The following is a 21,641-nucleotide window of genomic DNA, read 5'->3' on the forward strand; positions in this document are numbered from 1 at the left end:
CGGTGTGCTTCAGTCGCGCAGAGAGATGACTGGCCAGCCGCGTTTCTGCGCTTCGGCCAACAGGTTCGGATCGGGGTCGACGGCGACTGGCCGGCTGACCTGTTCCAGCAGCGGCAGGTCGTTCATCGAGTCGCTGTAGAAGCTGCTGTCGGACAGGTCGAAGCCGTTTTCCTGCAGCCAGCGCTCCAGGCGGGTGACCTTGCCTTCGCGGAAGCACGGCACATCGGTGGTGCGGCCGGTATAGCGGCCGTCGACCATCTCGCACTCGGTAGCCAGTAGTGTATCGACACCCAGGCGCGCGGCGATCGGCGCAGTGACGAAACGGTTGGTGGCGGTGATGATCAGCAGCTTGTCGCCGGCCGTGCGGTGCTCGTCGAGCAGGGCCAGCCCCTTCGGCAGAATGATCGGTTCGATGCATTCGGCCATGAATTGCTCATGCCACGCCTGCAGCTGTGCCATTTCGGTACGGCCGAAGATGTCCAGGGTGAAGTTCAGGTAGTCGGTGATGTTCAGGCGCCCGGACAGGTAATCCTGGTAGAAGGCATCGTTGCGGGCCTTGTAGGTCGCGCCATCGAGAATGCCGCGCTCGCACAGCCAGTCGCCCCAGGCGTGGTCGCTGTCGCCGCCGAGCAGGGTGTTGTCGAGATCGAATAAAGCCAAACGCACAGAGCCACCTCTTTATACAGGGCCATGGAAGGCGCCAGAATAGCGGCTTTGCCGGGCTGGGGAAAACCTGATCGGGCATCGCGGCCGGGCTGTTGCGAAGTCCCTTGCGGGCGCGTTGCCGCTGTCCCGAGCTTTATGGAACAATGCCGGAACATGCGTTTACGAGGTTGTGCGCCGTGATCGATCCTGATGGTTTTCGCCCCAACGTCGGCATCATTCTCACCAATGATGTCGGCCAGGTGCTCTGGGCGCGTCGAATTAACCAGGATGCCTGGCAGTTCCCGCAAGGCGGCATCAATGACCGCGAAACGCCGGAAGAGGCGTTGTACCGCGAATTGAACGAAGAAGTGGGTCTCGAGCAGCAGGATGTGAAAATTCTCGCCTGTACCCGGGGCTGGTTGAGGTATCGTCTGCCGCAGCGCCTGGTGCGTACCCACAGCCAACCGCTGTGCATCGGCCAGAAGCAGAAGTGGTTTTTGTTGCGCCTGACCGCTGATGAGCAGCGGGTGCGCATGGATCTGACCGGCAAGCCCGAGTTCGACGGCTGGCGCTGGGTCAGTTACTGGTATCCGTTGGGGCAGGTGGTCACATTCAAGCGCGAAGTTTATCGTCGCGCGCTCAAGGAACTCGCACCGCGCCTGCTGGCACGGGACTAGACAGGGTCAGGCATGCTCAACACGCTGCGCAAGATCGTCCAGGAAGTCAACGCCGCCAAGGATCTCAAGGCAGCGCTGGGCATCATCGTGCAGCGCGTCAAGGAAACCATGGGCACCCAGGTGTGCTCGGTTTACCTGCTCGATCCGGAGAGCAACCGTTTCGTGCTGATGGCCACCGATGGCCTCAACAAACGCTCCATCGGCAAGGTCAGCATGGCGCCCAACGAAGGCCTGGTCGGCCTGGTCGGCACCCGTGAAGAGCCGCTGAACCTCGAGAACGCCTCCGAGCACCCACGCTATCGCTACTTCGCCGAGACCGGTGAAAAACGCTACGCCTCCTTCCTCGGCTCGCCGATCATCCACCACCGCCGGGTGATGGGCGTGCTGGTCGTGCAGCAGAAAGAGCGCCGCCAGTTCGATGAGGGTGAAGAAGCCTTCCTGGTGACCATGAGCGCGCAGCTCGCCGGGGTTATCGCCCACGCCGAGGCCACCGGCTCGATCCGCGGCCTGGGCAGGCAGGGCAAGGGTATCCAGGAAGCCAAGTTCGTCGGTGTGCCAGGCTCGCCCGGTGCTGCCGTCGGTACCGCTGTGGTGGTGCTGCCGCCGGCCGATCTGGAGGTGGTGCCCGACAGGGTGGTCAGCGATATCGATGCCGAGCTGAAGCTGTTCAACGATGCGCTGGAAGGCGTGCGCGGCGATATGCGCAACCTTTCGGAGCGCATGGCCACCCAGTTGCGCCCGGAAGAGCGCGCGCTGTTCGACGTCTACCTGATGATGCTCGAAGACGCCGCTCTCGGTAACGAAGTGGTCAAGATCATCAAGACCGGCCAATGGGCCCAGGGCGCGTTGCGGCATGTGGTCAGCGAGCACATCAACCGTTTCGAACTGATGGACGATGCCTACCTGCGCGAGCGTGCATCGGACGTCAGGGATCTTGGCCGCCGTCTGCTCGCCTATCTGCAACAGGCACGGCAGCAGACGCTGGTCTACCCGGACAACTGCATTCTGGTCGCCGAAGAGCTGTCGCCTGCCATGCTCGGCGAAGTGCCGGAAGGCAAGCTGGTCGGCCTGGTGTCGGTACAGGGTTCGGGCAACTCCCATGTGGCGATCTTCGCCCGTGCCATGGGCATTCCCACGGTGATGGGCGCGGTCGAGCTGCCGTATTCGAAGATCGACGGCATTCAGTTGATCGTCGACGGTTACCACGGCGAAGTCTTCACCAACCCCAGCGAAATCCTGCGCAAGCAGTATGCCGATGTGGTCGAGGAAGATCGCCAACTGACCAAGGGCCTCGACGCCCTGCGTGCGCTGCCCTGCGAGACCCTGGACGGTCATCACATGCCGTTGTGGGTCAATACCGGCCTGCTCGCCGATGTGGTGCGGGCCCAGGAGCGTGGCGCCGAAGGCGTTGGCCTGTACCGCACCGAAGTGCCTTTCATGATCAAGGATCGCTTCCCCAGCGAGAAGGAACAGCTGGCGATCTACCGCGAGCAGCTGGCGGCCTTCCATCCGCTGCCTGTGACCATGCGTACGCTGGATATCGGTGGCGACAAGGCGCTGAGCTATTTCCCGATCAAGGAAGACAACCCCTTCCTTGGTTGGCGCGGCATCCGCGTGACCCTCGACCACCCGGAAATTTTCCTGGTGCAGGTGCGCGCCATGCTCAAGGCCAGCGAAGGGCTGGATAACCTGCGCATCCTGCTGCCGATGATTTCCGGCATCCAGGAGCTGGAGGAATCGCTGCACCTGATTCACCGCGCCTGGGGCGAAGTGCGCGACGAAGGTACCGATGTACCACTGCCGCCCATCGGTGTGATGATCGAGATTCCCGCTGCCGTCTACCAGACCCGCGACCTGGCCCGCCAAGTCGACTTCCTGTCGGTCGGTTCCAACGACCTGACCCAATACCTGCTGGCGGTGGATCGCAACAACCCGCGCGTCGCCGACCTCTACGACTTCCTCCATCCCGCTGTTCTGCAGGCCTTGAGCAAAGTGGTCGAAGACGCCCATGCCGAAGGCAAGCCGGTGAGCATCTGCGGCGAAATGGCCGGTGACCCGACCGCTGCCGTATTGCTGATGGCGATGGGTTTCGACAGCCTGTCGATGAACGCCACCAACCTGCCCAAAGTGAAGTGGCTGCTGCGCCAGATCAGCATGGGCAAGGCCAAGGATCTGCTGAGCCAGGCGATGCGCATCGACAACCCGCAGGTTATCCACAGCACCCTGCAACTGGCCCTGCGCAACCTCGGCCTGGGCCGGATGATCAACCCGGCGTCGGATATTCAGGCGTAGCCATTCGTCGCCGGTTATCGAATGGCGGCATCAAGGCGCAAGCGGACGGTCGTAGGATGGGTGAAACCCATCGGAAATTGATGGGTTTCACCCATCCTACGGGCTAATCCAACCTACAGGTCGTGGCCGAACGTAGCCTGGATTAGCCGCAGGCGTAATCCGGGGCCGAAGGCCGTGATCCATGGTTCAACGCGGGTCACCGACAGGCCTCTTTCGCCTTTGATCAGCCCGTGGATGGGTCGGGCCGCGTAGGTGCGACCCATCCTGCGAACTCATTTTCGAGCCGAGGCGCTACTCCTCGAATCTCACCTCGCCGATAGGTATGCCCTCGACCCCGAAGCTGCGTTCGATCACGCGTCGCGCTCCGTTTGCATGGGTGAACAGCAGAGTACTGGCGCGGGTGCCGTAGTTCGGGCTGGCGATAAATACGCTGGACAACAAGCGCTCGGTGCCGAGACCTACGCCCGTATCCGGTAGTGCCTTGTCTTCGGGTTTTGCGCGATCGGCCAGCAGGGCGAATAGCGATTCCTCGTCGGCGGTCTCCAGCGCCCTGGCAAGCATCGCCTTGGCGCGCTGCAGCTTCGGCCACGGCGTGTCCATATCCGCGTTGGACACCCCATGGATACCCGCTGGCAAGGCTCGAGCCTGGTTGCTCTGGGAGTTGAAGTGCCAGAGTGCCTGACGGTCGCCGACCAGCAGATTGAAGCCGCTGTACTCATTCGCTTCGCTGCGCAGCCTGTCCAGAAAGGCTTCGGGAGGCAGGTCATCCTGTAGAAAGCGCAGAGGCAGCTCACCCCTTGAGCGGGCGCCTTGGGCTGAACGTGGGTCGCGGATATTGGTCAGGGCGGCGAAGCGCCCGCCAGGGGCAATGCCGAGCCAGGTGCCGCCGGCCTGCAGGTCACGTCCGGCAACCAGCCCTGGCATTTCCGGCCATTCAAATAGAGCGGCGCTGGGGCGCGCATAGAATTCGTCGCGATTGGCGGCGACCAGCAGTGGCAGGTTATGGCCGGGGCGCCAGGCGAGGACGATCAGGCACATGGGCGCTCCAGTCTGGCGCGCACACCTGCAGCGTCGAGGGGCTCGCCGACATGCACCACGACCTTGTTTGCACCGCTACCTTTGCCCAACTCGAGCAGCAGGCGCTCTTCGACCTGAGAAAGCCCGCCTTCCAATCGTTCGAGCGGATGAATGACCATGCGCGGTGGCAGGCTCGGGCGCAGGAAGCGTTTACGGATCAATGACTGAGCAGCCTTCTTGATCAGCTGATCGGCAATGCTGAAATCGGCGACCAGCAAACGCACGTTGCTGAAGGGCGGCGCGGCCTGCAGTTCCAGTTCGTTACCACTTTCCAGATGCGTCATATGCAGGTGATTACAGGCGATACGCAGATAAAGTGTGTTGAACACAGCGGGTTTTTCTCATCCATGGAAAGTGCCACTTTACGCAAAGCCACCAATCGTCGTGAAGTAGAGTGCATGGCCGGCTTCCGTTACCATGCCGCATTGCTTGGCGGAAACATCATGGTCTTCTTAATCTACATACTGCTCGGCGCAGCGGCGGGCCTGCTGGCCGGGCTGTTTGGCGTCGGTGGCGGCATGATCATCGTGCCGGTGCTGATCATCAGCTTCACCGCCCAGGGCTTCGATGCCTCCGTGTTGACCCATATGGCAGTAGGCACGTCGTTGGCCACCATCCTGTTCACCTCGATCAATGCCGTGCGCGAGCATCACAGCCGCGGTGCGGTACGCTGGGGGCTGTTCGTCTGGCTCACCGTGGGTATCGTGCTGGGCTCGGTACTTGGCGCGGTGACCGCAGACGCCATCGACGGCCAGGTGCTGCAGAAGATCATTGGCGTATTCGCTCTGTGCGTCGCCCTGCAACTGGCTGTGGATCTCAAGCCCAAGGCCAGCCGTGACGTGCCCGGCAAGACCGGCCTGGGCGTCGCCGGTGGCGTGATCGGCTGGGCATCGGCGATCATCGGCATCGGTGGCGGCTCGTTGACCGTGCCGTTCCTGGCCTGGCGCGGCGTGTCCATGCAGCAGGCGGTGGCGACATCTTCGGCGTGCGGCTGGCCCATCGCGGCGGCTGGCGCCCTGAGTTATCTGTGGCTGGGGTCGGGCGACGCGCGTCTGCCTGAGTGGAGCCTGGGTTACGTTTATCTGCCGGCGCTGCTGGGTATCGCCCTGACCAGCGTGTTTTTCGCGCGCACCGGTGCGCGCCTGGCCCATCGTTTGTCGCCGCGTGTGCTCAAGCGTCTGTTCGCATTGCTGCTGGTCATCGTCGGCCTGAATTTTCTGTTGTGAGGAATCCTGATGCTGCCCTACCCGAATATTGATCCGGTCGCCCTCGACCTGGGCTTTCTGCAGATTCACTGGTACGGCCTGATGTACCTGGTCGGCATCGGCGGTGCCTGGTTCCTCGCTTCGCGCCGGCTGCACGCCTTCGATCCGGGCTGGAGCAAGGAGAAACTGTCCGACCTGGTGTTCTGGGTGGCCATGGGGGTGATCGTCGGCGGCCGCCTGGGTTACGTGCTGTTCTATGACCTGTCGGCCTACATCGCCAACCCGCTGCTGATCCTCGAAGTGTGGAAGGGCGGCATGTCGTTCCACGGTGGGCTGATCGGCGTGATGCTGGCCACCTGGTGGTTCGGCAAGCGCAACGGCAAGAGTTTCTTCGAGCTGATGGACTTTATCGCGCCACTGGTGCCGATCGGTCTGGGCGCCGGGCGTATCGGTAACTTCATCAATGCCGAGCTGTGGGGCAAGGCCAGTGACGTACCCTGGGCGATGGTGTTCCCCACCGACCCCGAGCAACTGGCGCGTCACCCTTCGCAGCTGTACCAGTTCGCCCTGGAAGGCGTGGCCTTGTTCACCATCCTCTGGTTCTACTCGCGCAAACCACGGCCGACCATGGCGGTCTCGGGCATGTTCGCGGTGTGCTACGGCATCTTCCGTTTCATCGTCGAGTTCGTTCGCGTGCCGGATGCTCAGCTCGGTTACCTGGCCTGGGGCTGGCTGACCATGGGCCAGGTGCTCTGCGTACCGATGATCCTCGCCGGCCTGGGCCTGATCGCCTACGCCTACAAACGCCAGGCCGCCCAGGGAGTCGCGCAATGAAACAGTACCTCGACCTGATGCGCCACGTGCGCGAGAACGGCACCTTCAAGGAAGACCGCACCGGCACCGGTACCTACAGCGTGTTCGCGCACCAGATGCGCTTCGACCTGGCCGACGGCTTTCCCCTGGTGACCACCAAGAAATGCCACCTCAAGTCCATCATTCATGAGTTGCTGTGGTTCCTGCAGGGCGACACCAACATCAAGTACCTGAAGGACAACGGCGTGCGCATCTGGGACGAGTGGGCCGACGAGAACGGCGATCTCGGGCCGGTTTACGGCTATCAGTGGCGCAACTGGCCGGCGCCGAACGGCGAGTCGGTCGACCAGATCGCCAAGCTGATCGAGATGATCAGGAAGAACCCGGACTCGCGCCGCCTGATGGTATCCGCCTGGAACCCGGCGCTGGTCGAGCAGATGGCCCTGCCGCCGTGCCACGCGCTGTTCCAGTTCTACGTCGCCGACGGCAAGCTCAGCTGCCAGCTGTATCAGCGTTCGGCGGACATCTTCCTCGGCGTGCCTTTCAATATCGCCAGCTATGCGCTGCTGACCCTGATGGTGGCCCAGGTGACTGGCCTGCAACCGGGCGAGTTCATCTGGACGGGCGGCGACTGCCACCTGTACGCGAACCATCTGGAGCAGGCCGATCTGCAACTGACCCGCGAGCCGCTGCCGCTGCCGACCATGAAGCTCAATCCCGAGGTGAAGGATCTGTTCGCCTTCCGTTTCGAGGATTTCGAACTGGTCGGCTATGAAGCGCATCCGCATATCAAGGCGCCGGTGGCGGTCTAGGCTGCTTCGTCACGGGCGAGCGATATTTATTCATCGCTCGCAAGCGGACTCCTGCACCCGTGGTGTCCGCCACGATCCCGTAGGAGCCGGGGGGCGATTGCCGAGCGTACTACAAGCGTAATCCTCAGGTTCGCAATGAAAAGCGCCGGGCGATCTCCTCGACGCATTCGCTCGACCCGCTGAGTTTCCACTCCATCCAGTTGTCCCATTCCAGCTTCAGCTCTTGCGGCCCGCGACGCAGCCTGTAGCTGTCGTAGTCGATGCCCTTGTCGAAGGCGAGTGGGCTGTACTGAGCGACCACCTGCCAGCCCTCGGCCTTGAGGCTGTCCAGCAAGCGGTTACCCGTCTCGGTATCGATATCTTCGAGCGTGATGTGATCCGCTGTACAAACCGGTTCGCGCTCGCGCCGCCGCTGCTCCAGCCATTGGCGAAATCGTCCTGTCAGCCAGGTCATATCGATGAGCCCTTGCCCAGCCCTTCAGCCAGGTGGTCGATCAGCACCCGCAGTTTGGGCGGCAGATGGCGGGTCGGGTGGTAGAGAATCCACGCGGTGCCCTGGTAGGAGCCGGTGTAGCGCCACTGTGGCAGCACCGGTAGCAGCGCGCCAGTTGCCAGTGCGGCGGCGGCGGTGAAGCGTGGTAGGCAGGCGATGCCCAGATGGTCGAGCGCTCCGGTCAGGCGTACTTCGCTGTGGTTGCTGGCGAAGCGGCCGCTCACCGCCACCACGCATTGCTCTGGCCCGTTGCTGAAGTGCCAGCGGTGATCGTCTGGCGTCTCGTCCAGATACAGGCAGGCGTGACGCACCAGTTCGCTGGGGTGCTGAGGCATGCCGTGGCGTTGCAGGTAGTCGGGGCTCGCACACAGCAATTGTTCGACATGGCACAGCGGCCTGCCGGCCAGGGTGGGTGGTGGCTGATCGGTGATGCTCACCAGCAGGTCGAACTGTTCGCTGATCAGATCCGGGCTGCGGTCGCTGAGGTTGAGGCTGACATCCACCTCCGGGTAGCGCTGCAGGAAGTCGTTCATCAGTGGCGTGACCAGAAAACGACCAAAGGCCTTGGGCACGCTCAGGCGCACCCGGCCGCGGGGCCGGCTCATCAACTGTTCGCCCACGTCCAGGGCTGCCTGAGCGGCGTCGAGCATATCCTTGCAGCGCTCGAACACTTCGCTGCCGGCTTCGCTCAGGCGCAGGCGGCGAGTGGTGCGCTCCAGCAGGCGTACGCCGAGGGTCTGCTCGAGATGGGCGATCTGCCGGCTCACCGCCGAAGCCGTGCTGCCCTGCTGGCGAGCAGCGGCAGAAAAGCTGCCGGCCTCGACCACGCGTACGAAGATGGCCAGATAAGGGAGCAGCTGTGGAGTTAGATTCGTGCGCATGGGGAACAGGTATTGTTCATGAGTGATGGATTATCACGCTGAGAGACGCAATGGACAATGCGCTTCTTACCGATTCTCCAGGAAGCTCCGTCATGTCCACCCTGATCAGCCGTTCCCCTTCGCGCCTGCTGCAAGTCAGCGACCTGCTGCTACTCTTGGTGGCGCTGGTCTGGGGTACCAGCTACGGCGTGGCCAAGCAGGCGCTGGTTTTCTATCCGGTGCTTGGCTTTCTCGCCGTGCGTTTCTGTCTGACCTTTCTGATCCTGCTGCCGCAGTTGCGCGGCGAGGGGCGCCAGGCGTGGGCGCCGGGCATCCCGCTCGGCGGTGTGATGCTGGCCATCTTCCTGTGCGAAACCTACGGCGTGCTGCACACCTCGGCCAGCAATGCAGCGTTTCTGATCAGCCTGTGCGTGGTCATCACGCCATTCGTCGAGTGGTTGATGTTCGATCGCAGGCCCGACTCGCGCATGCTGCCAGCGGTTGCGCTGTCGCTGTTCGGCACCTGGCTGCTCAGCGGTGGCGTCGATCTGCAATTCAACCTGGGTGATGGCCTGATGCTGATGGCGGCCTTGCTGCGCGCCGTGTTGGTCTGCCTGACCGGCAAGCTCACCGCTCATACCCAGGTGCCGGCGCTGGCCTTGACGGCAGTGCAGACCGGAGTGATCGGTTTCGGCTGCCTGCTACTCGGCGTGCTGACCCTGCCAGGCGGGTTGCCCGCCTTGCCGGTGGAGCCGGCGTTCTGGATCGGCACCCTGTACCTGGTGCTGTTCGCCACTCTGTTCGCGTTCTTCGTGCAGAACTATGCGCTGCGCCGCAGCAGCCCTACGCGGGTGTCGCTGCTGATGGGCAGCGAGCCACTGTTCGGGGCGCTGTTCGCCGTACTGTGGCTGAGTGAGCAACTGACCGTGCAGGCCTGGGTCGGCGGATTTCTGATCGTAGCGGCGACGCTGTGGACGAGCCTGCTCAGGCGCTAGCTTGTGGTGCAGATCTTGTGGTGGAAGGGTCGGGCCGCGTAGGTGAAGCGTCTTCCACCCTACGGGATACTGGATGGATGCAGGTGCACTGCCAGCCATAGTGCGCCGTCGGACGTGCGCTCCACGCGGTGGGGCGTGCCGGCTGCCAGGAACAGGTGGTCGCCGGCCGCCAGTTCCACGGCCTTTCCCGCGACGGTCATCCGTGCCTGGCCGCGCACCAGTACCACCCATTCGTCCTGTTCCTGGACGTAGTCCACGGCTTCGATGCGAGCCGAACTGAGGATGCGTTCGATCACCAGGTTACGGTGGCTCAGCAGGGTTTCGAAGCGTTCGCCCTGGGCGGGTGGCTCGCTGTCGGTGAAGAGATTGCCGAGTGGCGCTGTGGTCATGGCGACTCCTGAAAAAGGCAGCGTTCAACCCGCATCGATTTCCTTGGCCAGGCGTTCCACCTGCTCCAGGCGCTCGACCTGATCGAGGCGGGCACCGGGGTTCAGGGACGACCATTCCGGCCGTGCCCGGGCGATGCGCAGTGCGTTGGGCAGCTTGCCCTCGCGCCACTGGCTGTCCTGCAGGGCGTCGAGGCGCACTGCTTCCACCGCCGCGTGGCCACGGTTGTCGAGGGCCTGCAGCAGGTGCTGCTGACGCAGGGCGAGCAGGCGCAGCACGGCATCGTCGACGGTCAGCTCACGCTGCCCCTGGAGCTTGCCCTTGAGGCGCGAGCCATAGTTGCGCAGGGTCTGGGCGCCGCCGCCGAGCAGCGCGCCGGCCAGCGCCGCAGTACCCAGGGTCAGGCCGCCGACCAGCAGATCCACGCCAGCGCCGGCTGCCGCACCCGCGGCTGCGCCGCCGCCCAGGCGGATGCCCAGCTGTTTGATGGTTTCCGGGTTGAACAGGTCGTCGCCCCAGCGGCCGTCCAGCAACGGCAAGTCATCGGCGCGGGCATCTTCGCGGCGGAAGGCGTACAGGCGCAGTAGTGCTTCCACGCAGCGCTGTTCGCGCTGGCGCACCTCTTTACGGAGTTCGTCGATGGCGGTTTTTTCCCGTTCGGCATCGCCCGCCACGCTGCGCCGGCAGGCGGCGCAGTCGACCAGCAGCTCGGCGATCAGACGCTTGGCGCTGCGGTGACGGGTAACGCGCTGGGCTTCATGATCGTCGATCAGGCGTTGCAACTGCGGGCGCGATTTCTCGTGCATCAGTGCCAGGCTTTCGTACAGCCGGCGCTCACCGTCCAGCGGCGGCGCCACGCTGTCGAAACGCACCAGGGCATGCAGGCCGAGGCGTGCCAGTGCTTCGCGCCAGTCGTCTTCGCGGTGATTGGCGCTGGCCACGAAGTTGAGCACCGGCAGCAGTGGGCGGCCGCACATGGCCAGCACGTTCAGCTCGTCGCGGTACTTGGCCAGCACCGGCTCGCGGGCGTCGATCACGTAAAGGCCGGCGTCCGATGCCTGCAACTGGCGCAACACCTTGGCTTCCTGTTCGAAGCGCTGGCGCGCCTCGCTGCCCTCCATGAAGCGCGCCAGGCGGGCGGGGCCGTCGAGGCGCTCGCCGGGGCGATCCAGCTGATCGAGGTAGTCGAGCAGGGCGATGGCATCTTCCAGGCCGGGTGTGTCGTACAGCTCCAGCAGCGCTTCGCCGTCCACCGACAGGCGCGCGCCCTCAACGTGGCGGGTGGTACTGGGGCGATGCGACACCTCGCCGAAACCGACGTCGCGGGTCAAGGTACGCAACAGCGAGGTCTTGCCGACGTTGGTGTGGCCGACCACGGCGAGCTTCAGCGGGTGGCTCATGAGTGCCGATTCTCCACAGTTCGCCGGCTCCGTAGGCGTCCTGCCTTCGAGGCGATGCGATAGTAGCCATCCCGCCAGACATTCGGCGTGACAACCATTCGCCGCGCGGTCGCGGCTCCTGCGCCGACGTAGGGTGGATGACGCTTCACCCATCCACCAGACTTTACATCTGCACGGTGGATGAAAAGAGCGTCGGCTACGCGCCCCGATCCCCCCTTACGGTTCTCTTCAGTCATGGCCAGTCTCCAGCCAGGTCAAGGGCGAGCTGTCGCGGTGGGCCAGTTGCAGTTGATCCAGCGCCTTGTGCCAGTCGCCAAGGCGCTCGCTGTCCAGGGTTTCGCCAGGTGGCGGTTGGAGCAGCCAGATGCGCGTGGTGCCGGCGCAGCGTGCCAGCTCGGCGAGCAGCGCCAGGCTGCCGCGATCCGGCGAGCGCCGTGGGTCGCAGGCGATGGCCAGGCGAGCCGGTGGGAAGCGAGTGAGCTGGTCGAGCAACTGGCGGCGCTGCTCGCGGCTGTCGATGATGCCGGCGTCGGCGACCGACTTGGGTAACACTGGTGGCCAGGGACGGCGGTCGTCCAGTTCGACGGCCACCAGCAGCGCACCCTGGCTGGCGTCGGCTCCGGCGCCGGACTGTACCTGATAGAGCTGCGCCGGCTCCGCATCGCACACGCCCAGGCGTTCGCTGTTGGGTTGCAGACGTTCGCGCAGCAGGCCATAACCCGGCAGCTCCACGTCCAGTTGCAGATTGGCCACACCGGTTCGCCAGCGCCACAGGCACACCAGTCCCAGCAGCAGGCGCGGCAGCAGGCCGTAGAGCACGACCACGCCGATCAGCCAGCCGGCCCAGGCATGCCGTGCCGACTCCAGTGGCAGCGGGCTGTCGCCGCTGGCGCGAACGGTGGCGGCATCGGGCACCGGAAAGCCCAGCAGGCCGGGCAGGGCGCCGAGGGCCTGGGTCAGGGCGACGAAGGTATCGCCGCCCAGCAGGGTGGTTTCCCAGACGAAGCCGTAACGGCGTGTGGAAAGCAGTGCCAGCAGCATCAGCAGGGCCGTGGTCAGCGCCACCAGCCAGAGCCCGTGCACGGCCATGCCGATCAACCAGCGATTGAGGCGCTGTCGGCGCAGCAGCAGGATCAGCGCCGGGCCGGTGTGCAGCGCGCTGGCGTCGCGGGCCAGCTTTTCGCTGAGCCATAGCCAGATGCGCCCGAGCACCGCACCATGGCCGCCGCCAAGCAGCAGGCCGAAGATCCAGCCGAGCAGCATCAGCAGGTGCAGACCGAGCAGGCTGCCAAGGGCCCAGAACACATTGACCGGCGTCTGCCCGTCGCCCAATGCCGCTACCGCCAGGCCCGCGCCGCTGGCCAGGGCCAGCAGGCCGAGCAGCAGCAACGCCAGGCGAGCGCCCTGCAGCCAATGGCGTTGCGCTTGCTGCTGGCCGTCCCGCTCGGCCAGCAGCAGGGCGCGGTTTTCGATACGCGTGGCCAGATCACCGCCTGCCACCTGGGCACGGCGGTTGGCTTCGCTGTCTTCGAGCAGCCCGGCATGTTCTTCTCGCAGGCGTACGGCCTCGCAGAGCCATAGGCGTTGCAGCTTGGGTAAGGCCACGCGATCTCCCGGCGGTTATCGATCCACTGGCCAGCATAACCGTTGTGGCTGCATTGGCAAAAACCAACCCGGATTACGCCCCTGCGTGGCTAATCCAGGCTACGGCGCAGGCGCACGGCGATGTCTGGCTGGTCGATGAACAGGCCGTCGATGCCGGCGGCCAGGAAGGCGCGCAGCTCCGCCTCTATATCGCCTCGCTCTGCCGGGCTGTCGCCACGTTGCAGCTCCGCGGGCAGAAACTGGTTCTCGGCGCGGAAGGTATAAGGATGTACCAGCAGCCCGGCGGCGTGGGCATCGGCGACGAAACGCGTCGGTTCACCCAGGCTGCCGTCCGGCTTGCGCGGGATGATGTAGCCCTTTTCCGGGCCCACGCCGACGGCGTACTCGGCCACTGCCTCGAGCCCGGCAGGCGTGGCCATCTGCGCATAGGTCAGCGGATTGCCCTGCACGACCTGGTCATGGGGTTGGCCTTTGCCGTACAGCTGCACCAGGCGCAGCGAGCTGAGCTGGCGGAGCATCTTGAGGTTGCTCACTTCGAAAGACTGGATGTACACCGGCGCCTTGGCATCGCGATAACCGTTGCGAGCGAGGATCTCGACCAGCGGTTTTTCCATGGACAGACCCAGCTGGTTGAAGTGCTGGGGATGCTTGGTTTCGATGTACAGGCCGATCTCGCGACCCTGGCTGACCTGCAGTGCCTTCACCAGATCGATGATTTCCTGCAGGGTCGGGATCTCGAACTGGCCATCGAGGCGGGTGTTGCCCGGACGGATATCGGGAATCCGCTCGATGGCGCGCAGACGCTTGAGTTCGGCGGCGGTGAAGTCTTCGCTGAACCAGCCGTCGAGCTCGATGCCATCGATGCTGGCCTTGCGTTTGCGGTCGGCGAACTCCGGATGCCGGGCCACGTCAGTGGTCAGGCCCAGCTCGTTGTCGTGGCGGGCGAACAGCTGGCCGTCCTTGCTTATCACCAGATCCGGCTCGACATAGTCGGCGCCCTGCAGAACGGCGATCGCGTAGGCGGCGAGGGTATGTTCGGGCAGGTAACCGCTGGCGCCGCGGTGAGCGATGATCAGCGGTTTGGCGTCATCGGCGCGTGTGGCGGCGGGCGCTGCCGGCGTTTCGGCGCTCGCCGCGAAGGGCAGGGCGAGCAGGGCGCTGAGCAATAGCAGGTGGGGCTGGCGTAGCGGCATTGGACATGGCTCCTGAGCGGTTTTGGCAGGTCGTTGTTTACAGCCTGCACCGACAAAGATGGCGTGGCGATGACAGTGCGGCAAGTCATGCGGCGCGATGCGGCCCTCTGCTATGCTCGCCGCCATGACTACTCGACTCCCTCTCTGCCTGATCGCCGCCCTCGCGGAAAACCGCGTGATTGGCCGCGAAAACCAATTGCCCTGGCACCTGCCGGCCGACCTCAAGCACTTCAAGGCCAAGACCCTCGGCAAGCCGATCATCATGGGTCGCAAGACCTGGGATTCCCTCGGCCGTCCGCTGCCGGGCCGTCTCAATCTGGTGGTCAGCCGTCAAGCTGGTCTGCAGCTCGAAGGCGCTGAAGTATTCGCGACTGTCGAGGCAGCCCGTGAGCGTGCCGAAGTATGGGCCCGCGAGCAGGGCGTCGACGAAGTGATGCTGATAGGCGGCGCCCAGCTGTACGAACAGGCGCTGCCCATTGCCGACCGTCTGTACCTGACCCGCGTGGCGTTGCAGCCCGAGGGCGACGCCTGGTTTCCGGCGTTCGACGAGTCGCACTGGCAGCGCGTGGAGCGCGACGAGCAGCCGGCCATCGAAGCGGCGCCGGCGCATAGTTTCGAGACCTGGATCCGATCATAGTCGAACCGCCTCTGCCTTCTTCTTGCCTACGCCACCCCACCCGGTGGCGTCTTGTTTTGTGTACCCAGCGAGACAGCCCCGCATGAACGACTCTACCTCAGGCTCCGGCGAGCAAGAGACGATTGCCGATATCTTCGTTCGTCACCCGCTCTGGGAAGATGCCCTTGCGCTTATCCTGGGCACGGCGATGGTCGCCCTGGGTATCACCTTCTATAGTCACGCCGGCCTGCTGACCGGCGGTACGGTGGGGCTGGCCTTTCTGCTCAAGTACCTGGCCGGTTGGCCGTTCGGCGCGGTGTTCTTCCTGCTCAACGTGCCGTTCTACGTACTGGCGATCTGGCGTATGGGCTGGGCGTTCACCTTGCGCACGGTCTGCGCGGTCGGCCTGGTGTCACTACTGGCCGAGCTGACGCCGCACTGGGTCTCTTTCGCGGCGCTCAACGAGTTGTACGCGGCGCTGTTCGGTGGTTTCGCCATGGGCCTCGGGCTGCTGATGCTGTTCCGTCACCGCGCCAGCCTGGGCGGCGTGAACATCCTCGCACTGTACCTGCAGGAACGTTTCGGCTTGCGCGCAGGCGCAGTGCAGATGGGCGTGGACGCCACCATCGTGCTGGCGTCGATCTTCGTCGTGGCCCCGGAAAAGGTCGCGCTTTCGGTGCTGGGCGCCGTGGCGCTGAACATGGTGCTGGCGATCAATCACCGTGCCGGCCGCTATATGGGCGTGAGCTGACAGGGCTCCCCCCGCGACCGATTATCCATCCTGATCGCGGCTGCCGATCAGTCATTCCAATGCTGTTCCGTCATGCTGACCACGCGCTACGACTTCTAAGTCATTCGGCAGATATGTCGAGGGCCGCTGATGCGGCCCTTTTCGTTGTCGGTGATAGTCACCGATTTGTAGCCGCTCCCCGAGGCGAATGGTGGCCTCAATGCTGTTTTTGCAGAACGGCCAGCATCGCATCGCCCGCAAGTGGGCTCCTCTACAGGTAATGTCGACGCGATCAGCGTTCGCTCTGCTCGCCTTTGGCTGGGCTTTCCGGCAGGAACCAGTTGAGCAGCAGGGCGCAGATGCCGCCGGTAGCCACGCCGGACTCCAGCACGTTGCGCAGCGCCGCAGGCATATGGGCGAGGAATTCCGGCACCTGGGATACGCCGAGGCCGAGGGCCAGGGACACGGCGATGATCAGCAGCGCGCGGCGATCCAGATCGATACCGGCAAGGATGTTGATGCCCGAGGCCGCCACGGCGCCGAACATCACCATGGCTGCGCCGCCGAGCACCGGCTCTGGCACTGCCTGGATGACCCCGGCCACTGCCGGGAACAGGCCAAGAATGACCAGCATCAGTGCGATCCACACGCCGATATGGCGGCTGGCGATGCCGGTCAGCTGAATCACGCCATTGTTCTGGGCGAAGATCGAACTGGGGAAGGTGTTGAACACGCCAGCCAGCAGCGAATTGACGCCATTGACCAGCACACCGCCCTTGATCCGCTGCATCCACAGCGGGCCTTCCACAGGCTGCTTGGACACCTTGCTGGTGGCGGTCACGTCACCGATGGCTTCCAGCGAGGTCACCAGGTAGATCACCAGCATCGGGATGAACAGGCTCCAGGAAAAGCCGAGGCCGAAATGCAGCGGCGTCGGCACCTGGAACAGTTCGGCCTGATGCATGCCGGTGAAATCCAGGCGGCCCAGGTAACCGGCCAGGGCGTAGCCGACGAGCAGGGCGATGACGATCGCGCAACTGCGCATCCACACCACGGGAATGCGGTTGAGCACCACGATCACGGCCAGCACCACACCGGACAGCATCAGGTTCTCGCCGTTGGCGAAGGTGCCGTTGGCCATGGCGCCGTAGCCGCCGCCCATGCTGATCAGGCCGACCTTGATCAGCGTCAGGCCGATCATCAGCACCACAATGCCGGTCACCAGCGGGGTGATCAGCTTCTTCACGAAGGGCAGTATGCGCGAGATGCCGATCTCGATGAACGAGCCGGCGATCACCACGCCGAAGATCGCCGCCATCACCGTTTCGACCGGTGTGCCCTGCTTGACCATCAGCGCGCCGCCAGCGATCAGGGGGCCGACGAAGTTGAAGCTGGTGCCTTGCACCACCAGCAAGCCGGCGCCCAGCGGGCCGAAACGGCGGCACTGCACGTAGGTGGCGATGCCGGAGATCACCAGGCTCATGGAAACGATCAGGTTGGTGTCGCGGGCCGATACACCCAGCGCCTGGCAGATCAGCAGGCCGGGGGTGACGATCGGCACGATGATCGCCAGCAGATGCTGCAGCGCGGCGAGGATGGCCACCAGCGGACGCGGCCGGTCTTCGAGGCCATAGATCAGTTCGTCACGCTTCGGGTCGGCTGGTTGCATGGTGGTCGCTGCCTGGAAAAACGGCGGATTCTACGGGTTGCCCGAGGCAAGCCCAAGTGGCATTCACAGGGCGAATGAAACACCGCGGGCGCCGGGGTTGCGAACCTTCCCTCGCGGAGGAGAGTCTGACGCCCGAACATGACTTTCGACCGGTAGAAAAGGCGTACGCATGAACAGGATATTGAAAGCCGCTGGCCCGTGTGCCAGCGAAGCACAGGCGGTCGGAGCATGAGCGATTTTCCGGACGATATCGACCTGCAGGCGTTCTGGGATGATAGCGCCTACGCACGTAAGGAATTCAGCGATGTGCCACCCGGCGACGCGCTGATCGCCGAGCTCGAAGCGGAGCTGGGCTACCGTTTGCCGCCGTCTTATGTCGCCTTCATGCGGCGGCACAACGGTGGTACGCCGCACATGTGCTGCTTCCCCACCGACGAGCCGACCTCATGGGCCGAGAACCACGCCGCCATCACCGGGTTCCTCAGCATCGGGCGCCACAAGAGGTATTCCCTGTGCGGTGAACTTGGCAGCCGTTTCATGATGCAAGAGTGGGGCTACCCGGATATCGGCGTGTACATCTGCGACTGCCCGTCCGCCGGCCACGACATGGTCGCTCTCGACTACCGCGCCTGCGATCCGCAGGGCGAGCCGCAGGTGGTGCATGTCGATCAGGAAAGCGACTACCACATCACCGTTCTGGCCAAGGATTTCGAGACTTTTGTGCGCGGGTTGGTCAGCGAGGAAGCGTTCGATACCGCCGAGGAGGACTTCCAGGCAGACCTGCACCGGGTGACCGAGGGCGACTTTCCGCCGTTTCCGCGCATCGGCGAAGCAGTCCGCGCGATTGCCCTGCAACTGCTCGAGGAAAAACGCTATTTCGCCCTGCATGCCGACCCGCTGTCATACCTGCTGTATGACGTGCAGTTCTGGGTTTACCAGCACCGCCAGCGCGTCGAGAGCCGCCAGCAATACCAGGACGCCTACTCGCCAATGATCGCCTTCGGCGGACGTGGCTTCAGCACCTGCGGCTATGCACCGGATTTCGTCGAGGACTGGTTCAAGGCGCGTTTCAACGCCCGCGAGCTGATCGAGAGTCGGTATGGCATCGTATTCAGCGAAGCGCACACCTTGCTGATGACCGAGCAGTTACTGGGATTTCTCGTAGAGGGCCAGCCGTAAGTCGGCGGCCTTTTTGAAAGCCCTGGCCATTGGGTTCTGTTCGATAAAGCCGCAGCCTCGCGAGGCTCTGCATAGCCAGCGGAAGTGTGTCGCGATTTGGTCATCCAGTGCTGCAGGTTTTCCAGGCAGTCGCTTAATATTGGCCGACTGAACGCCGTCCCACGAGATGCCAAGGAGGCCCTATGAGTAGTTACATCACACTGCGTACATTTTCAGCGGAAGAGCTCTTGCTGGGCGAGGAAGAAACGCGACAGGTGCTCAAGTTCTTCTTCAAGGCTGAGCACACCTTCATTGATGGTTTAACCATGAGTGACAACGCGCGTGGTTTTGCACAGGGGTTACTGGTCGAAGCTATCGATGCCAGCTATGCGATGGGCTACGTGGAGGCTATGTTCAGAAGTGCCGCCAATCCGAATCAGGGGCCGGTGAAGGTCATCAAGGCCTTTGGCAAAAAAGCGGCCAGGCACTGGTTCAAGCACGCGTCGAGCAACGACCTGATGAATGTGAAGGTCTACGAATCGGTGGTCTCGACTATCGCGCGCAATTTTCGCTCGATACTGCGCACGGAGTTGGCCAAGACTAGAACCGAGCGCCCCCATGGCGCCATGCTGGCGTACCAGACGCGGCAGTCTAGCGACAGGGTCTGGGGATAACGCATGAAAAAAGCACGTAGCGTACTTTACGGACTTTCTGCGCTGGTGATCGTCGCGGCTGCCGGCGGCAGCTACCTGCTCGCCACCCAGTCGATGGAGCAACTGGTGGAATGCGGCACCGAGGACAGCGATGCGCTGGTGCCGTCGTTGTGCGTGAGCTACTTGAAACTGTTCCGGCTGGATGCTGTTTCCATCAGTGAATTGCAGGCTGGTGCGGGGCTCGATGGCGTGCTCAACAGCCAGGGAGACAATCGCTATCAGGTCGCCGAGCTGTTGCTGCAGAACGGCCTCGATGTCGACGGCGTCAATCACTACGGTGTCGAGGGTGGCGAGCACCTCACGCCACTGCAGGCCGCTATTTATTACAACGACAGACAGCGCATCGAGTTTCTGTTGCGACACGGCGCCGACGCGAGTGTGCGAGACAGCCAGGGGCGTGATGCCCTGGCGCTGGTCGGGCACCTGAGCGCAGAGCACCCTGGTGAGGATCGGTCTGCGTTGCTGGCATTGTTCAAGCGCTGAGCGATATCGGAGGGAGTACCGCCTATAGTACCCACGGTGAGCTTGCCCGGCGGGCCGGTGAGTGTATAGGTGGTGTCGATATTGACCTGGTCTTCCGGTTCTCAGGTGGACAGCTTCTCACCCTGCTTGTCGTGCATGAGCTGGTGGGTGTAGCCCGCCTGTAATTGCCTGCCGGGTACCAGCTCACCGGAGATTTCCGCTTCTTAACCCTTGGTCTTGGATTCAACATCTTTGTAGGCACCGCCCAGCCAGAGATGCTGCCGCGCACGGAGGTAGCGTCGGTGACCGCGCGATTGTCCTCGCAGCCTTAAAAGTAGACGATGCTGGCGTTCAGGCGGCCGTGAAAGAATTCACCTTTGATCCCGACCTCGTAGTTCTTGCCTTCATTCGGCTCCACCTGTTTGTTATTGCTGTCGCGATATTCGCGCTGCGGGCCAGCCGTGATGTTGACGGTAGAGCGCCTCCAGCCCTGCATGGAACCCCGTATCGAGGCACACCGTGGACATCCCGCCTTCGAGGGATTTCTCGAATAAGAATTCGTCGCAATCCTACGGTGCGCTGCGCTGGGAATGGCCATGCCTGCACGGTGCTGACGGGTGGTTTCCGTGCTCTTTTCGGATGAATTCATTCTCGCCATCGCTCTAGCTCATGGAGGCTTCGAAGCCGCTCTAAGCTAAGCGTTAAATGTTATTGGTTTTATATTTTTTATAACCATAAATTATCCTCCATCAGCGCCGTGGTGGCGCTTCGGCACCTGAAACCGCAGCGGTGCCACTTGCGAGGAGTCGAACGTGAAACGAACCATCAAAGCCCTGCTGCTCGCTGTCGCTGCGGCAACCGCTGTACCGGCCCATGCCGCCGACATCGTCATCGGTTACCAGACCGGTGTGGATCCGTCCAAGGTTGCCCAGGCCGACGGTGCCTACGAAAAGGCCATCGGCCAGAAGCTCGACTGGCGTCGTTTCAACGCCGGCCCGGAAGTGGTGACCGCGCTTGCCTCCGGTGACGTGCAGATCGGCAACCTCGGCTCCAGCCCGCTGGCCGCCGCCACCTCGCGCAAGCTGCCGTTGGTGACCTTTCTGGTCGCAGCACAGATCAACGCCGCCGAGGCGCTGGTGGTGCGCAACGGCAGCGGTATCGAAAGCCCCGAGCAACTGGTCGGCAAGACCATCGCCACGCCGTTCGTATCCACCTCCCACTACAGCCTGCTAGGGGCGCTGAAGCACTGGAACATCGATCCGACCAAGGTGAAGATCGTCAACCTCAACCCGGCCGAGATCAACGCTGCCTGGAAACGCGGCGATATCGACGGCGCCTTCGTCTGGTCGCCGGCTCTGGGGGAGATCAAGCGTGACGGCAAGGTGCTGACCGACGCCGCCGACGTCGGCAAATGGGGCGCACCGACTTTCGAAGTCTGGGTCGCTCGCAAGGATTTCGCCGAGAAGCACCCCGAGGTGCTGGCGCAGTTCGCCAAGGTGACCCTCGACGCCTTCGCCGACTACCAGGCCAACACCGCCAAGTGGACGGCCGACTCCGAGCAGGCCAAGAAGATCGCCAAGTTGATCGGCGCCAACGCTGCCGACGTTCCCGAATTGCTGGCCGGCTCGACCTACCCCAATGCCCAGCAGCAGGTCAGCGCCGAGCTGCTCGGTGGCGGCACCGCCAAAGCCATCGCCGGCACCGCCGAGTTCCTCAAGGAGCAGAAGCGCATCCCCGCCGTGCTGCCGGATTACTCGCCCTACGTAAGCACCGAGTACGTCCGCCAGGCTCAGTAAACCCGATTTACGTTCATGCCACGTTTCGCCCCTCTTCGGAGGG

At 63.6% G+C, this 21,641-nt stretch carries 23 protein-coding genes; 12 read left to right on the forward strand and 11 right to left on the reverse strand.

Going from position 1 to position 21,641, the window contains the following annotated elements:
• Window positions 1–9 precede the first annotated feature (9 nt).
• Window positions 10–666, reverse strand: a complete 657-nt coding sequence (locus DNK06_RS19410; protein ID WP_131181645.1) for a histidinol-phosphatase — start codon at window positions 664–666, stop codon at window positions 10–12.
• A gap of 176 nt (window positions 667–842) precedes the next feature.
• Here DNK06_RS19410 and DNK06_RS19415 point away from each other — a divergent pair, with 176 nt between their 5' ends.
• Window positions 843–1,322 (forward strand): RNA pyrophosphohydrolase, encoded by a 480-nt coding sequence (locus DNK06_RS19415; protein ID WP_131181646.1) that lies wholly within the window; start codon window positions 843–845, stop codon window positions 1,320–1,322.
• Between the two features lie 12 nt (window positions 1,323–1,334).
• On the forward strand, window positions 1,335–3,614 hold the full coding sequence (ptsP, locus tag DNK06_RS19420) for a phosphoenolpyruvate--protein phosphotransferase (RefSeq protein ID WP_131181647.1): 2,280 nt from the start codon (window positions 1,335–1,337) through the stop codon (window positions 3,612–3,614).
• Between the two features lie 291 nt (window positions 3,615–3,905).
• On the opposite strand, the gene DNK06_RS19425 is transcribed toward ptsP, so the two are convergent.
• Window positions 3,906–4,652 carry an NRDE family protein gene (locus tag DNK06_RS19425; protein WP_131181648.1) on the reverse strand — a complete coding sequence of 249 codons (747 nt, stop codon included), beginning with the start codon at window positions 4,650–4,652 and terminating at the stop codon, window positions 3,906–3,908.
• Window positions 4,643–5,020 (reverse strand): hypothetical protein, encoded by a 378-nt coding sequence (locus DNK06_RS19430; protein ID WP_131181649.1) that lies wholly within the window; start codon window positions 5,018–5,020, stop codon window positions 4,643–4,645. Before DNK06_RS19430 ends, DNK06_RS19425 begins: the two co-directional genes overlap by 10 nt.
• Window positions 5,021–5,134: 114 nt before the next feature.
• Here DNK06_RS19430 and DNK06_RS19435 point away from each other — a divergent pair, with 114 nt between their 5' ends.
• Genes DNK06_RS19435 through DNK06_RS19445 form a run of 3 tightly spaced genes read left to right on the forward strand, consistent with a single transcriptional unit; the run spans window position 5,135 to window position 7,521 of the window.
• The gene (locus DNK06_RS19435; protein WP_131181650.1) at window positions 5,135–5,917 is read left to right on the forward strand and encodes a sulfite exporter TauE/SafE family protein; all 783 of its coding nucleotides are present in this window, start codon (window positions 5,135–5,137) and stop codon (window positions 5,915–5,917) included.
• 9 nt (window positions 5,918–5,926) lie between these two features.
• The gene (gene lgt / locus DNK06_RS19440; protein WP_131181651.1) at window positions 5,927–6,730 is read left to right on the forward strand and encodes a prolipoprotein diacylglyceryl transferase; all 804 of its coding nucleotides are present in this window, start codon (window positions 5,927–5,929) and stop codon (window positions 6,728–6,730) included.
• Window positions 6,727–7,521 carry a thymidylate synthase gene (locus DNK06_RS19445; RefSeq protein WP_131181652.1) on the forward strand — a complete coding sequence of 265 codons (795 nt, stop codon included), beginning with the start codon at window positions 6,727–6,729 and terminating at the stop codon, window positions 7,519–7,521. Before lgt ends, DNK06_RS19445 begins: the two co-directional genes overlap by 4 nt.
• Window positions 7,522–7,645: 124 nt before the next feature.
• Here the strand turns inward: DNK06_RS19445 and DNK06_RS19450 are convergent, their stop codons facing one another.
• On the reverse strand, window positions 7,646–7,975 hold the full coding sequence (locus tag DNK06_RS19450) for a hypothetical protein (RefSeq protein WP_131181653.1): 330 nt from the start codon (window positions 7,973–7,975) through the stop codon (window positions 7,646–7,648).
• Window positions 7,972–8,895 carry a LysR family transcriptional regulator gene (locus DNK06_RS19455; RefSeq protein WP_131181654.1) on the reverse strand — a complete coding sequence of 308 codons (924 nt, stop codon included), beginning with the start codon at window positions 8,893–8,895 and terminating at the stop codon, window positions 7,972–7,974. The genes DNK06_RS19450 and DNK06_RS19455 overlap by 4 nt, the downstream gene beginning before the upstream one ends.
• 92 nt (window positions 8,896–8,987) lie before the next feature.
• Between DNK06_RS19455 and DNK06_RS19460 the strand changes: the two genes are divergently transcribed.
• Window positions 8,988–9,869, forward strand: coding sequence for a DMT family transporter (locus DNK06_RS19460; RefSeq protein WP_131181655.1), 882 nt, complete (start codon window positions 8,988–8,990; stop codon window positions 9,867–9,869).
• Window positions 9,870–9,928: 59 nt separating this feature from the next.
• On the opposite strand, the gene DNK06_RS19465 is transcribed toward DNK06_RS19460, so the two are convergent.
• The 4 genes from DNK06_RS19465 to DNK06_RS19480 all read right to left on the reverse strand — a co-directional run bounded on the left by DNK06_RS19465 (window position 9,929) and on the right by DNK06_RS19480 (window position 14,454).
• Window positions 9,929–10,258: a cupin domain-containing protein gene (locus tag DNK06_RS19465; protein ID WP_131181656.1), complete on the reverse strand. Its 330-nt coding sequence runs from the start codon at window positions 10,256–10,258 to the stop codon at window positions 9,929–9,931.
• Between the two features lie 24 nt (window positions 10,259–10,282).
• Window positions 10,283–11,656, reverse strand: coding sequence for a GTPase/DUF3482 domain-containing protein (locus tag DNK06_RS19470; protein ID WP_131181657.1), 1,374 nt, complete (start codon window positions 11,654–11,656; stop codon window positions 10,283–10,285).
• A gap of 228 nt (window positions 11,657–11,884) precedes the next feature.
• Window positions 11,885–13,261, reverse strand: coding sequence for a DUF2868 domain-containing protein (locus DNK06_RS19475; RefSeq protein ID WP_131181658.1), 1,377 nt, complete (start codon window positions 13,259–13,261; stop codon window positions 11,885–11,887).
• An 89-nt stretch (window positions 13,262–13,350) separates the two neighbouring features.
• Entirely contained in the window at window positions 13,351–14,454 is a 1,104-nt protein-coding gene (locus DNK06_RS19480; RefSeq protein ID WP_131181659.1) for a glycerophosphodiester phosphodiesterase, read from the reverse strand.
• Between the two features lie 97 nt (window positions 14,455–14,551).
• Here DNK06_RS19480 and DNK06_RS19485 point away from each other — a divergent pair, with 97 nt between their 5' ends.
• Both DNK06_RS19485 and DNK06_RS19490 read left to right on the forward strand, forming a co-directional pair.
• The gene (locus DNK06_RS19485) at window positions 14,552–15,091 is read left to right on the forward strand and encodes a dihydrofolate reductase (protein ID WP_423228074.1); all 540 of its coding nucleotides are present in this window, start codon (window positions 14,552–14,554) and stop codon (window positions 15,089–15,091) included.
• An 82-nt stretch (window positions 15,092–15,173) separates the two neighbouring features.
• On the forward strand, window positions 15,174–15,821 hold the full coding sequence (locus DNK06_RS19490; RefSeq protein WP_131181660.1) for a YitT family protein: 648 nt from the start codon (window positions 15,174–15,176) through the stop codon (window positions 15,819–15,821).
• 271 nt (window positions 15,822–16,092) lie between these two features.
• Here the strand turns inward: DNK06_RS19490 and DNK06_RS19495 are convergent, their stop codons facing one another.
• Window positions 16,093–17,469: a uracil-xanthine permease family protein gene (locus DNK06_RS19495; RefSeq protein ID WP_131181661.1), complete on the reverse strand. Its 1,377-nt coding sequence runs from the start codon at window positions 17,467–17,469 to the stop codon at window positions 16,093–16,095.
• 228 nt (window positions 17,470–17,697) lie between these two features.
• Here DNK06_RS19495 and DNK06_RS19500 point away from each other — a divergent pair, with 228 nt between their 5' ends.
• From DNK06_RS19500 to DNK06_RS19510, 3 genes are all read left to right on the forward strand, one after another.
• Window positions 17,698–18,648: an SMI1/KNR4 family protein gene (locus tag DNK06_RS19500; protein ID WP_131181662.1), complete on the forward strand. Its 951-nt coding sequence runs from the start codon at window positions 17,698–17,700 to the stop codon at window positions 18,646–18,648.
• A 182-nt stretch (window positions 18,649–18,830) separates the two neighbouring features.
• Complete coding sequence (locus tag DNK06_RS19505; RefSeq protein WP_131181663.1) at window positions 18,831–19,301, forward strand: hypothetical protein; 471 nt, start codon at window positions 18,831–18,833, stop codon at window positions 19,299–19,301.
• A gap of 3 nt (window positions 19,302–19,304) precedes the next feature.
• Window positions 19,305–19,823, forward strand: a complete 519-nt coding sequence (locus tag DNK06_RS19510) for an ankyrin repeat domain-containing protein (RefSeq protein WP_131181664.1) — start codon at window positions 19,305–19,307, stop codon at window positions 19,821–19,823.
• Between the two features lie 307 nt (window positions 19,824–20,130).
• Here DNK06_RS19510 and DNK06_RS25230 read toward each other — a convergent pair whose 3' ends face one another.
• Entirely contained in the window at window positions 20,131–20,451 is a 321-nt protein-coding gene (locus DNK06_RS25230; protein WP_207389945.1) for a TonB-dependent receptor, read from the reverse strand.
• Window positions 20,452–20,614: 163 nt separating this feature from the next.
• Between DNK06_RS25230 and tauA the strand changes: the two genes are divergently transcribed.
• Window positions 20,615–21,598: a taurine ABC transporter substrate-binding protein gene (tauA, locus tag DNK06_RS19520; RefSeq protein ID WP_131181665.1), complete on the forward strand. Its 984-nt coding sequence runs from the start codon at window positions 20,615–20,617 to the stop codon at window positions 21,596–21,598.
• Window positions 21,599–21,641 lie beyond the last annotated feature (43 nt).

It is taken from the genome of Phytopseudomonas daroniae (assembly GCF_004327285.1).
Taxonomy (GTDB): domain Bacteria; phylum Pseudomonadota; class Gammaproteobacteria; order Pseudomonadales; family Pseudomonadaceae; genus Aquipseudomonas; species Aquipseudomonas daroniae.

Bases quoted from the DNA above. Each gene is read 5' to 3' on its own strand.
- DNK06_RS19480 (WP_131181659.1), bottom strand. From the start codon at position 14,454: ATGCCGCTACGCCAGCCCCACCTGCTATTGCTCAGCGCCCTGCTCGCC.
- DNK06_RS19465 (WP_131181656.1), bottom strand. From the start codon at position 10,258: ATGACCACAGCGCCACTCGGCAATCTCTTCACCGACAGCGAGCCACCC.
- DNK06_RS19485 (WP_423228074.1), top strand. From the start codon at position 14,552: ATGCGGCCCTCTGCTATGCTCGCCGCCATGACTACTCGACTCCCTCTC.
- DNK06_RS19500 (WP_131181662.1), top strand. From the start codon at position 17,698: ATGAGCGATTTTCCGGACGATATCGACCTGCAGGCGTTCTGGGATGAT.
- DNK06_RS19495 (WP_131181661.1), bottom strand. From the start codon at position 17,469: ATGCAACCAGCCGACCCGAAGCGTGACGAACTGATCTATGGCCTCGAA.
- DNK06_RS19450 (WP_131181653.1), bottom strand. From the start codon at position 7,975: ATGACCTGGCTGACAGGACGATTTCGCCAATGGCTGGAGCAGCGGCGG.
- DNK06_RS19425 (WP_131181648.1), bottom strand. From the start codon at position 4,652: ATGTGCCTGATCGTCCTCGCCTGGCGCCCCGGCCATAACCTGCCACTG.
- DNK06_RS25230 (WP_207389945.1), bottom strand. From the start codon at position 20,451: ATGAATTCATCCGAAAAGAGCACGGAAACCACCCGTCAGCACCGTGCA.
- DNK06_RS19455 (WP_131181654.1), bottom strand. From the start codon at position 8,895: ATGCGCACGAATCTAACTCCACAGCTGCTCCCTTATCTGGCCATCTTC.
- DNK06_RS19435 (WP_131181650.1), top strand. From the start codon at position 5,135: ATGGTCTTCTTAATCTACATACTGCTCGGCGCAGCGGCGGGCCTGCTG.
- lgt (WP_131181651.1), top strand. From the start codon at position 5,927: ATGCTGCCCTACCCGAATATTGATCCGGTCGCCCTCGACCTGGGCTTT.
- DNK06_RS19505 (WP_131181663.1), top strand. From the start codon at position 18,831: ATGAGTAGTTACATCACACTGCGTACATTTTCAGCGGAAGAGCTCTTG.
- DNK06_RS19490 (WP_131181660.1), top strand. From the start codon at position 15,174: ATGAACGACTCTACCTCAGGCTCCGGCGAGCAAGAGACGATTGCCGAT.
- DNK06_RS19510 (WP_131181664.1), top strand. From the start codon at position 19,305: ATGAAAAAAGCACGTAGCGTACTTTACGGACTTTCTGCGCTGGTGATC.
- DNK06_RS19445 (WP_131181652.1), top strand. From the start codon at position 6,727: ATGAAACAGTACCTCGACCTGATGCGCCACGTGCGCGAGAACGGCACC.
- DNK06_RS19460 (WP_131181655.1), top strand. From the start codon at position 8,988: ATGTCCACCCTGATCAGCCGTTCCCCTTCGCGCCTGCTGCAAGTCAGC.
- DNK06_RS19470 (WP_131181657.1), bottom strand. From the start codon at position 11,656: ATGAGCCACCCGCTGAAGCTCGCCGTGGTCGGCCACACCAACGTCGGC.
- ptsP (WP_131181647.1), top strand. From the start codon at position 1,335: ATGCTCAACACGCTGCGCAAGATCGTCCAGGAAGTCAACGCCGCCAAG.